This window comes from Novosphingobium sp. YAF33 (assembly GCF_052113265.1).
GTDB lineage: Bacteria > Pseudomonadota > Alphaproteobacteria > Sphingomonadales > Sphingomonadaceae > Novosphingobium.
Window position 1 is genome coordinate 290,439 of the sequence record NZ_JBFRCW010000002.1, and the last position, 12,400, is coordinate 302,838.

The window sequence follows — 12,400 nt, forward strand, 5'->3', positions numbered from 1 at the left end:
GAACCCCGATGAAGACCAGAACCGCTCTCCTCGCCCGCGCGCTTGCCGGTGCCGCCTGCTTCGCCGCCCCAGCACTTGTACTATTGTCGCCGCTTGCCGCGCAGGCCAGGGCGCCCGCCGCCGCGCAGGCCAAGGTGCCCGCCGCCGCGCCCGCGACGCAGGAAGCCCGCCCGCGCAACATCATCTTCGTCCTCGTCGACGACTTGCGCTATGACGGCATGGGCTTCCTCCAGCCCGGCTTGCTGAAGACGCCGAACATCGACCGCATGGCGAAAGAGGGAACCTACTTCCCGAACGCCGTCGTCACTTCCTCGCTCTGCAGCCCCAGCCGCGCCACGATCCTGACCGGGCAGACCGCGCGCAATCACGGCATCGTCGACAACAACGACGGTTCCGAAGCCGGGCTCACCTATTTCCCCAGCTATCTCCAGCAGGCCGGCTACGACACCGCCTTCTTCGGCAAGTGGCACATGGGCAGCAGCACCGATGCGCCGCGTCCCGGTTTCGACAAGTGGGTGAGTTTCATGGGCCAGGGCAATTACTGGCCCGCCAAGGCGACCACCGCCCATTCCTCGCCCGACCTCAACGTCGACGGCAAGGAAGTGCCCCAGAAGGGCTATATCACTGACGAACTGACCAATTATGCGATGGACTGGCTGACGAAGGAGCGCGATCCGAAGAAGCCCTTCTTCCTCTATCTCAGCCACAAGGGCGTCCATTCCGATCCGCTGCCGCCGCCGCGCTATGCCCACCAGTACGACAAGGCGAAGTTCACCCTGCCCGCCAGCGCCGCCAACACGCCCGAAAACAACGCCGGCAAGCCGGTCTGGGTGCAGAACCAGCGCAATTCCTGGCACGGCATCGACTTCTTCTACAATGCCGACGTGCCGATGACCGAGTATCTCAAGTACTACTACGGCACGCTCTCCGCGATCGACGACAGCCTCGGCCGGATCATGGACTATCTGCGCAAGAACCACCTGGAGAAGGACACGCTGGTCGTGTTCACCTCCGACAACGGCTACATGGTCGGCGAGCATGGCCTGATCGACAAGCGCAACGCCTACGAAGCCTCGATCCGCGTGCCGCTGGTGGTGTGGGAGCCGGGCACCGTGCCCGCCAACAAGGTCAACCCCGGCCGCATCCGCAATCTCGACTTCGCACCGACGTTCCTCGACGTGGCAGGCGCCCAGCGCCCGCAGCAGTTCGAAGGCACGAGCGCCTGGAACCTCTGGGCAGGCAAACAGGCCCCGAGCGACTGGAAGCCGGGCGACTTCACTTACGAATACTACTGGGAATACAACTTCCCCATGACGCCGGGCACTTTCGCCATCGAGCGGGACCGGGTGAAATACATCCAGTACTACGGCGTCTACGACACTGACGAACTCTACGACCTCAAGAGCGATCCCGAGGAAATGCACAACCTGGTGGACGATCCCAAGTGGGCGGCGAAGAAGCAGGAACTGCGCATCGCGCTCTACGACCAGCTCGCTAACCGGGACGGCAAGCACATGATCCCCTACGGCGCGCGTCTCTCGACCGGCGCGGTGCGGCGCGACGTGAACGGCAGCCGCGCGGCGGACTTCCCCGCATCGTGGTACATCAAGCCGAACCCGACCGACCGGCTCGATCCGATCCTCCCCGATGGACCGGCCAAGCTCAAGGCGCAGGCCGAAGGCAAGCCGCTGATCTACACCCCGCCGCTGCAGGACGAACTGGTGAAGCAGGTCGGGAGCGCAGGCCAGTGACCGTGGTATCGCGCCGCGCCGTCCTGGGCTCCATCGCCGGCGCCACCACGCTGGCGGCCACCGGCACCGCCGCCCGCGCCGCCGCGCCGGTCCAGCGGCCCAACATCCTGTGGATCGTCAGCGAGGACAACAACCCCTACGTCGGCGCCTATGGCGACAAGCTGGCCCATACGCCCACGATCGACGGGCTGGCGGCCAGGGGCCTGCTGTTCCGCAACGTCTATTCCAACGCCCCGGTCTGCGCGCCGTCGCGCTTCGGCATCCTCACCGGGGTCTATCCCGAAAGCTGCGCCCCGGCGAACCAGATGCGCGCGGTGGGCAAGCTGCCGAAGGCGTTCCGGACATATCCCGAGCTGATGCGGGCCGCGGGCTATTTCTGCACCAACAGCGCCAAGACCGACTACAATTGCGACGTCGATCCGCAGGCGATCTGGGACGGACAAGGCAAAGCCGCGCACTGGCGCTCGCGCGAAGACAAGAGCCAGCCGTTCATGGCCGTGTTCAATTACGAGACCACGCACGAATCGAAGATCTTCAAGCCCACGCAGGGCCGCGTGACGCCGGACATGATCGAGGTTCCGGCCTTCCTGCCGGACACGCCCGGCATCCGCCAGGACTTCGCCAGCTACTACAACCTGATGGAAAAGATGGACGGCGAGCTTGCCGAACGTCTTGCCGAGCTGGAGGCCGACGGCCTGAGCGAGGACACCATCGTCTTCCACTATTCCGACAATGGCGGCGTCCTCGGCCGCTCCAAGCGCTACTGCTATGACGAAGGCCTGCGCTGCGAGATGGTGGTCTATGTCCCGGAGAAGTGGCAGCACCTGATGCCCGGCCGCCCGGGCAGCGAGATCGCCTCTCCGGTCAGCTTCATCGACCTTGCGCCCACGGTGCTGGCCCTGGCCGGGGCCGCGCAGCCCGCGCAGATGACCGGGAAGGCCTTTCTCGGGCCCAAGGCCGCGCCGCAGAAGTACGCCTTCGGCATGCGCAACCGCATGGACGAGCGGATCGATTTCCAGCGCACCGTCACTGACGGCCGCTGGCGCTACATCCGCAACTACATGCCGCACCGGCCGCTGGGCCAGCACCAGGCTTTCGAGTGGCTCGCCAAGGGCTATCAGGAATGGGAGCAGGCCTATCTCGACGGCAAGCTGACCGAAGCCCAGGCGCGGTTCTTCCAGCCCAAGGTCTTCGAGGAACTCTACGACCTCAAGGCGGATCCGCTGGAGCTGCACAATCTCGCCGCAGAGCCTGCCCACCGCGCCTCGCGCAAGACGCTGAGCCAAGCGCTCGACACGCACATGCTGGCGATCCACGACAACGGCTTCCTGCCCGAGACGATGGCGGGCGAAGGCTGGGAAGCCAGCCGCGATCCGGCCGTCTATCCGCTCAAGACGGTCATGGCGCTCGCCCGCTCCGCCGCCATGGGCCGGATCGAGGGCCTGCCCTCGCTGCGCGCTTCGCTGACGAGTCCGGTCGAAGTGCTGCGCTACTGGTCGGCCATGGGCCTGCTGATCCTGGGTGCGAAAGCCGCGCCGGCCGAGGCGGAGATGCTGGCCGCCCTGACGCGCGAGACATCGCCCCATGTCCGCATCGCCCTGGGCGAGGCGCTGGCGCGCATGAGCGAGCCGCAGGCCGCCGCGAGCCAGACGGCGGTAGCCGCGCTCATCGCCCTCTGCGCGGAGGATCGCCCCTGGCAGGTGCGGCTCCATGCCATCAATGCCCTTACTTATGTGGGCGCAGCGGCAGCTCCGGCCCTCGATACGGCGAAACAGGCGATGGCCGGCTCCAACGAGTATCTGAAAAGCGCGGGCAAGTATCTCATGCTGAAGCTGACCGGCACCTACACCCCCTCCACGCCGGTGTTCGACTGGGAGGGCATGCAGGCCCGGATCAAGGCCGGGGGCGCGCCATGATCACTGGCCCTGCCGCCCCCGCACCCACCCTCGCCTATGCCTTTTCCGCAAGGGTGGAACTGCTCGACCCGATCGACCACGGCATCGTCGAAGGGCGCCGCCGCCGCTTCGTGCCGATCAGCGGCGGCACGGTCTCCGGCCCGGATCTCGAAGGCGTGGTCCTGCCCGGCGGCGGCGACTGGCAGGCGATCGGCACTGACGGCTCCACCCTGGTCGATGCCCATTATGCGCTGCAGGCCAGCGACGGGACGATCATCGACGTGCGCAATGCGGGCGTGCGGGTGGCCAGCGTCGATGTGAGCGAGCGCATCGCGCGCGGGGAGCCGGTCGATCCCGGCAGCTACTACTTCCGCACCGCCCCGCGCTTCGAAGTGTGCGACGGGCCTCACGCCTGGCTGCGGCAGACGATGTTCATCGCCCGCGGCGTACGCCATCCCGAAGAGGTCGTGATCGATTTCTACCGGGTGGAATGATCCGGCCCGGAACGCTCGGTTCCGCTTGAGCCTCAGGCGGAGACGCGGCGGGGCTTTTCCATCTCCAGCCGATTGCGGCCCTTGGCCTTGGCGCAGAACAGCGCCAGTTCGGCGCGCTCGATGGTGCTGTCCATGCTGTCGGCGATGCGCGCGACGCTGCCGCTGGTGGTGATCGCCAGCCGGCTGTCGCCCACTTTCTGGCGCAAGTCGGCCAGGGTCGTGACCACCCGGGTGCAGATCGCCTGCGCCTGTTCGGCATTGGTGCGCGGCAGCAGGACGGCGAAGCGCTCCGACCCGATCCGCGAGATGATGTCGTCCGAACGCAGCATTTCGCGCAGCAGGTCGGCGAAGACGCGCAGCACTTCGTCCCCGGTCGTCTGGCCGTGCTTCATGTTGATCGTGCGGAAGAAGTCGATGCTGAACATGGCCAGGCACCCCTCCATCCCCTGCGCGACCATGTGTTCGAGCATGGAGATGAAAGCGGCGCGATTGGTCAGCTGGGTCAGCGGGTCGGTGTAAGTCGCCGCGAACAGCTGCTCGCGCAGGCTGCGGCGCTCGTCGATGGAGCGCATCACTGCCAGCACGCCGTAGACCGCCCCGCCCTCTTCCGTGAGCGGACGAATGCGGATCTCGAACCAGCTTTCGCGGGCATCAGGCGTCACGGCGGGAAATTCGACCCATTGCGCGCCCTGCCGCCCCTCGATAGCGGCCGACAGCGCCCGCGACACGGCATCCCGGCCCTGCGCGGCGACAAGGTCCAGCAGATGGGGACCGGCCTCGGCGCGAACCTGCACGCCCAGCTTGCGAATGCCGGGCGAGGCATGGACGATCACACCAGCAAGGTCCGTCTTGATGATGACGTCAGAGGTCGTTTCCGCCAGCAGCCCGTAAAGTGCGGAGCTTTCCTGAACGGTGAAATTCATGCCCATCTTGGTATTGCCCCGGATCAGAGGGACCGCAAAGCGATCCAACGAAAATCGGGCCCGTGATTCGGATTGCGTTAGCAGACGTCAGAGCGCTCAAATGACCACTTCCAAGCATACAACTTCCGTTTTCCGGCGACCCTTGCAATAAATCTCAACAAGAATTGTTAGCCCTGTTATCTAACAGTTCGAATTTCAAGTTATTGTTATTGATGTATTTACCATCGCTGAATTGAGTCGGAAAGCGCATTTACCCTGTTCCTGCACAGGGCTGGGCAGAGCGCCGCTCAAATCCGGCAAGGACTGGAAATTTCAGAGTTCGATCATGATCCTGATCTTGTCGGGGCTCGTCTCCACGGCCGCGGCGATCTGTTCGCGGCAGCGGGCGATGAGTTCCGGCAATCCGGCTACGGTCCGGCCGGGGCGCAGTTCGGCGGCCGTGACGCCCAGTTCCTCGGCAATGGCGTCCAGCCGTTCCTCGATCGGGCGTGCGCGGCCCTGTTCCCAGGCCCAGACGGTCGGCTTGGAAACGCCGAGCCGCGAGGCCAGTTCGCCCTGGGTCAGCCCGCGCAGCTTGCGCAGGCGGTGCAGGCGCTCACCGAAACTCTCGCCGCCGATGGCGGCCGGAGCAGATACGAGCGGCGGCGGCGCCAGTTCGACGTCCTGCGTGACGCTGCGAAGCTGTGCCGCGCTGAGGACGGCCGGATGGAGCGGCGTATCGAAAGCGCAGCCGAACAGCCGTCCGCTGGCCCAGACCACCCGCGCGCGCGTGATGCCGGCCTCCGGAAGGTCGATCTCCAGCGCTTCGCCGATCTCCATGTCCACCCGCGTTTCCAGCAGGAGGCCCGTTTCGGAGAAGTTGTGAATGGTGACGGGAGTCTCGACGCCGGAAGGCAGGGAGCCCTGCGTTTCGATCGTCAGCCGCTTGCGCGTGGCGCGCGGCTTTCCGGCCTGCTGGCCGTTCTCGGTGGGCTTGTCTTCAAAATGTGCCGCAATCGGCATGGCGCAATCTCCAGGAGAATCGCACCCTGTCCCTACAGGGATTAAGAATCGGTTAGCATGTCGGCTAATTTTCCTTGCCGCACTATTCGCAAAAACCCGCAGATCGACTCTAACATCGTCTGGCCGGGCCAACACAATGAAATTCTTGTTAATCACTTCCTAACCCATTTATCCGTAGTTTTCCGGGGAATTAATCGGGGTTGCCGTGTTCAACATCTATCTTTGCATCCGTGACGGGCATGACCTGAAATTCGTCCTGCTCGCGGCGTTGATCTGTCTACTTTCTTCGCTGACGGCGCTTGCCCTGCTGCGACAGGCGGCGGGCTGCACGGCGGAGCAACTCCTGGGCATGCGGCGGCGCTGGTGGGCCCTGGCAGGCGTGAGCGCCGGCTTCGGCATCTGGGCCACGCATTTCGTGGCCATGCTGGGCTATGCGCCGGGCATGGTGGTCGGGTTCGAGCCGGGCCTGACACTGGCCTCGCTCGTCATTCCCGTCACCGCCCTTGCCATGGCCTTCGGACTGGCGGCGGAAGCGCGGGGCCGCCTGGCACTCGTCCTGGCCTCGGCCGTGGCAGCGGCAGGCATCGCCGCGATGCACTACACCGGCATGCTGGCGCTGGAAGTGCCGGCAACGATGCGCTGGCAGACCGGCTTCATCGTCGCCTCGGTGATCCTGGCCTTCCTGCCGCTCTACCCCGCCCTTTCGCTCGCTCTCGACGGCCGCCGCCTGCGCGGCCTGCTGGCGGCGACCGGGCTGCTGTCCCTCTCCGTGGTCTCCCTGCACTTCACCGGCATGACCGGCCTCACCCTCATCCCCACGCGGATGCATGTGCCCGAGCAGCTCATTTCCCCGCGGGAAATGGCCGCCGCCGTCACCGCAGTGACGTTCCTGCTGGTCGCGGTTTCGGCGATCTCGCTGGCGATCAGCCGCCGCACCGCCGCGGTCGTGGCGATCAGCGAGCGCAATTTCTCGTTCCTGGTGCGCGGCATTTCGGACTGCGCGATCTACATGCTCGATCGCGACGGCCGGGTGATGAACTGGAACGCCGGCGCCCAGCGCCTGAAGGGATATCCGGAAGCCGAAGCGCTGGGCCTTCACGTTTCCAGCTTCTACACTCCCGAAGACCGCGAAGCCGCGCTCGACCGCGTCGCCCTGGAAGCGGCCGCCAACCACGGCCGCTATTACGGCGAAGGCTGGCGCGTGCGCCGCGACGGGACGCGGTTCTGGGCCCATGTGACCATGGAGCCCATGCTGGACGAGCAGGGCCAGCCCATCGGCTTCGCCAAGATCACCCGCGACATGTCACGCTTCAAGGAAGCGCAGGACCGCATCGCCGAAGCCAGCCGCCAGCGCGATGCCGCGCTCGGCCACATGCACCAGGGCCTCTGCCTGTTCGATGCCGATGAGAAGCTGGTGCTCTGCAACCCGCGCTTCCTGGAGATGTACGGCCTGGCGCCCGACAGCCTCGTGCCGGGCATGCACCTCTCCGAAGTGATCCGCCGCAGCAGCCTCGGCCGCTTCGCGCCGGACGTGATCGCGGAGCGTGTCCTGCTTTCGCAGCGCGCCATTCTGGACAATCTCGCAGGGCCGTCCTCGCCGCCGATCCTGGCCGAATACCCGGACGGCACGGTGGTCTCCATCGCCAGCCGGCGCATGCCGGAGGGCGGCTGGGTCTCGACCTTCGACGACATTACCCGCCAGCACGAATCCGAAGCCCAGATCGCCCACATGGCGATGCACGACGGATTAACCGGGCTGCCCAACCGCACCCGCTTCAACTTGTGGATCGACGAGCGACTCGAACGGGCCAGCCGCATCGGCAAGCGCCTGGGCGTGACCGCCATCGACCTCGACCGCTTCAAGGAAATCAACGACACTTACGGCCACTCCTGGGGTGACGTGGTGCTGGCGGAACTGGCCCAGCGCCTGCAGTCCGTGATCGGCGAGGATGAGATCGCCGCGCGACTCGGCGGCGACGAATTCGGCATTGCCAAGCTGTTCGACACGGACGAGCAGCTCGCCGAATTCCTGCGCCGGGTGGAGCATTGCTTCAACGTGCCCGTCGAGCACGAGAAGCAGGAACTCAGCTTCGGCGCGAGCCTGGGCGTCGCGGCCTATCCGCACGACGGGGCCGACCGCGAAGCGCTTCTCAACAATGCCGACCTCGCCATGTACCGCGCCAAGGCGCAGATCGGCGAGCGCATCTGCTATTACGAACCGGGCATGGACGAGACCGCCCGCGCGCGCCGTCAGCTTGCCAACGATTTGCGCCTGGCCATCGAGCGCGAGGAACTGGTGCTGCTCTACCAGCCCCAATGCCAGCTGCGCAGCGGCGAGCTGTCCGGCTACGAAGCGCTGGTGCGCTGGCATCACCCGCAGCGCGGGCTGGTATCGCCCAGCGAATTCATCCCGATCGCCGAAGAATCGGGCGCCATCCTGTCGATCGGCGAATGGGTCCTGACGCAGGCCTGCCGGGAAGCGGTGAGCTGGCATTCCGAGCACCGCATCGCCGTCAACGTCTCGCCCATCCAGCTTGTCCAGCAGGATCTGGCGCCGATGGTGGCGCGGATCCTGATCGAGACCGGCCTCCCCGCCCGCAGGCTGGAACTGGAGATCACCGAAAGCGCGATCATCACCGACAAGGCGCGCGCGCTCAACAACTTGCGCCAGCTCAAGGAACTGGGCGTCGCCATCGCCATGGACGATTTCGGCACCGGCTATTCCTCGCTGGACACCCTCCACTCCTTCCCGTTCGACAAGATCAAGATCGACAAGTCGTTCCTGCTGGAATCGGACGAGAACGAACAGGCCCGCGCCATTATCCGCGCGGTCCTGGCGCTGGGCCAGTCGCTGCGCATCCCGGTCCTGGCGGAAGGCGTGGAGACCGCCAGCCAGTTCGAGTTGCTGATCCGCGAAGGCTGCGAGGAAGCGCAGGGCTATTTCCTCGGCCGCCCCGACCGCGCGCCCAGCCTGAAGCCCGAACCGCTGCGGATCCCGTCGGCTTTCCTGGAAGACGAGGTTGCCTGAGCGGGCCTCGGCACATTCATCGAGGCCGAATTCCGGGCACGGCCTCGCGCCGCAATATCCATCGCGAGCCCTGTCATAACGCCGCTCATAAAACGCCGCTAAAGACTCCCTTGCCCCGGACAAAGCCATTCTGGTTGGCAATCCAGGGCCGGGAGTATCATCTGCCGCACCATGCAAGCGATTCCCGCCTCTATCGGCCGAGTCTATCTGGTCGGCGCCGGTCCCGGAGACCCCGATCTCCTGACCCTGCGCGCCGCGCGGCTGCTGATGAATGCCGCGCTCATCGTGCATGACGGGCTGGTCGATCCGGCCATCCTGGCGATGGCCAAGCCTTCCGCGCGGCTGGTCTCGGTCGCCAAGAGCCGCGCCCGCCACACCATGAAGCAGGAAGAGATCAACGCCCTGCTCGTGCGCGAGGCCCTCGCGGGGCATGACGTCGTGCGCCTCAAGGGCGGCGATCCCTTCGTGTTCGGCCGTGGCGGCGAAGAGGCGGAAGCCTGCCATGCCGCCGGCGTTCCCGTGGAAGTGGTGCCGGGCATTTCCTCCGCGCTGGGCGCTTCGGCCGCTGCGCAGATTCCGCTTACCCACCGCAACCACGCCTCGATCGTCACTTTCGTGGCGGGCCAGTGCAAGGGGCTGGCCGATCAGGACTGGTCGGGCCTTGCCGGCAAGGGCCGCACCCTGGTGATCTTCATGGGCATCGCCACTGCCGCCCAGATCGCGGAAAAGCTGATGGCCGACGGTCTCGCGCCCGATGTGCCGGTGGCGGTGATAGAGAACGCCACCCGCTCGGCCATGCGCGTGCTGCGCGGACCGCTCGCCGGACTTGCCGACCTTATCGCGGATGCGAAGGTGCAAAGTCCCGCGCTTATCGTTATCGGGCACGTCACCGCAGAACCCGACAACACCATTCGCGCCCTGGCGCTGGAGGCAACAAAGTGAAGATCCTGACGGGCAACGACCTGAAGACCGGAGCGGTCATCTGGTGGACCGGCGTGGGCTGGTCGCTCGACGTCAACGAATCCGCCGACGTGGGCGAGCATGGCGCCGCCCTGGTGGCGCGCGAGGAAGGCGCCCAGCACGCCGTCGCCGCCTATGTCGTCGACGGCGAGAAGACCGCTGAAGGCATCCGCCCCGCCCATATCAAGGAGCGCATCCGCGCCCTCGGGCCGACGGTGCGCCTCGACCTGACGCCGAAAGCCTCCGACCCCGCAGCCGCAGACTGGGTGATCTGATGTACAAGTACGACGAATACGACCAGCAGATGGTCGATACGCGCGTCGCGGAATTCCGTGACCAGGTGCGCCGCCGCCTTGCCGGCGACCTGACCGAGGACCAGTTCAAGCCGCTGCGCCTGCAGAACGGCCTCTACCTCCAGCTGCATGCCTACATGCTGCGCGTCGCGGTGCCTTACGGCACGCTGAACTCGGCGCAGATGACGCTGCTGGGCGACATCGCGGACAAGTACGACCGCGGCTACGGCCACTTCACCACGCGCCAGAACATCCAGTACAACTGGATCAAGCTGGAAGACACGCCCGACATCCTGGCCGAACTCGCCAAGGTGGAGATGCATGCCATCCAGACCAGCGGCAACTGCATCCGCAACATCAGCTCCGACCAGTTCGCCGGTGCCGCCGCGGACGAGATCGTCGATCCGCGTCCTTATGCGGAACTGCTGCGCCAGTGGTCCAGCTTCCACCCGGAATTCCTGGTGCTGCCGCGCAAGTTCAAGATCGCCGTCATCGCCTCCGAAACGGACCGCGCGGCGATGCGCCTGCACGACATCGGCATCAAGATGGTGAAGAATGACGCCGGCGAGATCGGCGCGCAGTTCTACGCCGGTGGCGGCATGGGCCGCACCCCGATGATCGCGCCCCTGATCCGCGACTTCGTGCCGCTGGACCAGCTCATCACGTTCTCGGAAGCCTGCCTGCGCGTCTACAACCGCTACGGCCGCCGCGACAACAAGTACAAGGCGCGCATCAAGATCCTCGTCCACGAACTGGGCCGTGACGAATACGTCCGCCAGGTCGAGGAAGAGTTCGCGCACCTGCTGACCCAGCCGATCGAGCCGCCGCTGGCCGAGCTGGAGCGCATCAAGGCGCACTTCACCGCCCCGGCTTACGACACCGGCGCGTCGGACGATCTGGACCTGACCGATCCCGACTTCCGCCTCTGGGTGGAGCGTAACACCCATGCCCACAAGCAGGCCGGCTACGTGATCGCCACTGTCAGCCTCAAGCCCGTGGGCGGCATCCCCGGTGATGCCACCGCCGACCAGATCCGCCTGATGGCGCAGTTGGCAAAGGACTACAGCTTCGACGAGCTGCGCGTCACTCACGCCCAGAACATCGTCTTCCCGCATGTCCGCAAGGCCGACCTCTACACCGTGTGGCAGGCGCTGGATGAAGCTGGCCTCGCCACTGCCAACCTCGACACCGTGGGCGACATCATCGCCTGCCCCGGCCTCGACTATTGCTCGCTGGCCAATGCCCGCTCGATCCCGGTCGCGCAGAAGATCTCCGAACGCTTCGGCAGTGCCCAGCGCCAGGCCGAAATCGGTGAGCTGAAGCTGAAGATCTCGGGCTGCATCAATGCCTGCGGTCACCACCATGCCGGCCACATCGGCATCCTCGGCGTCGACAAGAAGGGCCTGGAAAACTACCAGCTCCTGTTCGGCGGCAGCGAGGGCGCGGATACCTCGCTCGCGAAGATCATCGGCCCCGGCTTCACCGAGGACGGCGTCGTCGACGCCATCGAAAAGGCCACCGAAGTCTATCTCGCCAACAAGGAAGGCGAGGAGCGCTTCCTCGACACCTATCGCCGTATCGGCATGGATCCGTTCAAGGAGGCCATCTATGGTTGAGGTCCAGTTCCGTTTCCGTGACGACGAAACCGTCAACGACCCCGCCATCACCGTGGATTCGTTCTCCGAACAGTCCAACGCCTCCGCCGTCCGCATCGAGCCGGGCGACGATGCGCGCGACCTGCTGCCCTACCTCGACCGGCTCTCGCTCGTCGAAGTGAGCTTCCCGGCCTGGACCGACGGCCGCGGCTATTCCTCGGCGCGCCTGCTTCGCGAAGCAGGCTACCAGGGCGAAATGCGGGCCGTGGGCGATCTGGTGATCGACATGCTCTCGCACCTCAAGCGCTGCGGCTTCGATGCCTTCGCGCCCGACAAGGCCCTCAACGAACAGGACGCCCGCAATGCGTTCGATCGCTGGGACAACGTCTACCAGGCCACCGTCGTCGACGGTCGCCCGGCGATCTGGGCGAAGCGCCACCCGGCGTAACCGTCCCTACA

10 protein-coding genes are annotated in these 12,400 nt (G+C 65.9%); 8 read left to right on the forward strand and 2 right to left on the reverse strand.

Features of this window, described 5'->3' with window-relative positions:
• The first annotated feature begins 8 nt into the window (after positions 1-8).
• From AB4Z00_RS05520 to AB4Z00_RS05530, 3 genes are read left to right on the forward strand one after another with little or no spacing between them, the layout of a single operon-like run.
• Positions 9-1,751, forward strand: a complete 1,743-nt coding sequence (locus tag AB4Z00_RS05520) for a sulfatase family protein (protein ID WP_442045246.1) — start codon at positions 9-11, stop codon at positions 1,749-1,751.
• Positions 1,748-3,667 (forward strand): sulfatase-like hydrolase/transferase, encoded by a 1,920-nt coding sequence (locus tag AB4Z00_RS05525; RefSeq protein ID WP_442045247.1) that lies wholly within the window; start codon positions 1,748-1,750, stop codon positions 3,665-3,667. The genes AB4Z00_RS05520 and AB4Z00_RS05525 overlap by 4 nt, the downstream gene beginning before the upstream one ends.
• On the forward strand, positions 3,664-4,140 hold the full coding sequence (locus AB4Z00_RS05530; RefSeq protein ID WP_442045248.1) for a DUF3237 domain-containing protein: 477 nt from the start codon (positions 3,664-3,666) through the stop codon (positions 4,138-4,140). Before AB4Z00_RS05525 ends, AB4Z00_RS05530 begins: the two co-directional genes overlap by 4 nt.
• A 32-nt stretch (positions 4,141-4,172) precedes the next feature.
• Here AB4Z00_RS05530 and AB4Z00_RS05535 read toward each other — a convergent pair whose 3' ends face one another.
• On the reverse strand, positions 4,173-5,063 hold the full coding sequence (locus AB4Z00_RS05535; protein ID WP_243840908.1) for a GGDEF domain-containing protein: 891 nt from the start codon (positions 5,061-5,063) through the stop codon (positions 4,173-4,175).
• Positions 5,064-5,375: 312 nt separating this feature from the next.
• The gene (locus AB4Z00_RS05540) at positions 5,376-6,065 is read right to left on the reverse strand and encodes a helix-turn-helix domain-containing protein (RefSeq protein ID WP_134093497.1); all 690 of its coding nucleotides are present in this window, start codon (positions 6,063-6,065) and stop codon (positions 5,376-5,378) included.
• Between the two features lie 205 nt (positions 6,066-6,270).
• Here AB4Z00_RS05540 and AB4Z00_RS05545 point away from each other — a divergent pair, with 205 nt between their 5' ends.
• The 5 genes from AB4Z00_RS05545 to AB4Z00_RS05565 all read left to right on the forward strand — a co-directional run bounded on the left by AB4Z00_RS05545 (position 6,271) and on the right by AB4Z00_RS05565 (position 12,389).
• A complete protein-coding gene (locus tag AB4Z00_RS05545; RefSeq protein WP_442045249.1) occupies positions 6,271-9,093 on the forward strand; it encodes a bifunctional diguanylate cyclase/phosphodiesterase in 2,823 nt (940 codons plus the stop codon).
• Between the two features lie 171 nt (positions 9,094-9,264).
• Positions 9,265-10,035 carry a uroporphyrinogen-III C-methyltransferase gene (cobA, locus tag AB4Z00_RS05550; protein WP_442045250.1) on the forward strand — a complete coding sequence of 257 codons (771 nt, stop codon included), beginning with the start codon at positions 9,265-9,267 and terminating at the stop codon, positions 10,033-10,035.
• Positions 10,032-10,328: a DUF2849 domain-containing protein gene (locus AB4Z00_RS05555; protein WP_132267362.1), complete on the forward strand. Its 297-nt coding sequence runs from the start codon at positions 10,032-10,034 to the stop codon at positions 10,326-10,328. The genes cobA and AB4Z00_RS05555 overlap by 4 nt, the downstream gene beginning before the upstream one ends.
• On the forward strand, positions 10,328-11,962 hold the full coding sequence (locus tag AB4Z00_RS05560) for a nitrite/sulfite reductase (RefSeq protein ID WP_442045251.1): 1,635 nt from the start codon (positions 10,328-10,330) through the stop codon (positions 11,960-11,962). The genes AB4Z00_RS05555 and AB4Z00_RS05560 overlap by 1 nt, the downstream gene beginning before the upstream one ends.
• Positions 11,955-12,389: a DUF934 domain-containing protein gene (locus tag AB4Z00_RS05565; RefSeq protein ID WP_442045252.1), complete on the forward strand. Its 435-nt coding sequence runs from the start codon at positions 11,955-11,957 to the stop codon at positions 12,387-12,389. Before AB4Z00_RS05560 ends, AB4Z00_RS05565 begins: the two co-directional genes overlap by 8 nt.
• Positions 12,390-12,400: the final 11 nt, after the last annotated feature.

What these genes read in the sequence shown, in the direction of transcription:
- AB4Z00_RS05520 (WP_442045246.1), top strand. Translation starts at nt 9, where the DNA reads ATGAAGACCAGAACCGCTCTCCTCGCCCGCGCGCTTGCCGGTGCCGCC.
- AB4Z00_RS05530 (WP_442045248.1), top strand. Translation starts at nt 3,664, where the DNA reads ATGATCACTGGCCCTGCCGCCCCCGCACCCACCCTCGCCTATGCCTTT.
- AB4Z00_RS05535 (WP_243840908.1), bottom strand. Translation starts at nt 5,063, where the DNA reads ATGAATTTCACCGTTCAGGAAAGCTCCGCACTTTACGGGCTGCTGGCG.
- AB4Z00_RS05540 (WP_134093497.1), bottom strand. Translation starts at nt 6,065, where the DNA reads ATGCCGATTGCGGCACATTTTGAAGACAAGCCCACCGAGAACGGCCAG.
- cobA (WP_442045250.1), top strand. Translation starts at nt 9,265, where the DNA reads ATGCAAGCGATTCCCGCCTCTATCGGCCGAGTCTATCTGGTCGGCGCC.
- AB4Z00_RS05560 (WP_442045251.1), top strand. Translation starts at nt 10,328, where the DNA reads ATGTACAAGTACGACGAATACGACCAGCAGATGGTCGATACGCGCGTC.
- AB4Z00_RS05565 (WP_442045252.1), top strand. Translation starts at nt 11,955, where the DNA reads ATGGTTGAGGTCCAGTTCCGTTTCCGTGACGACGAAACCGTCAACGAC.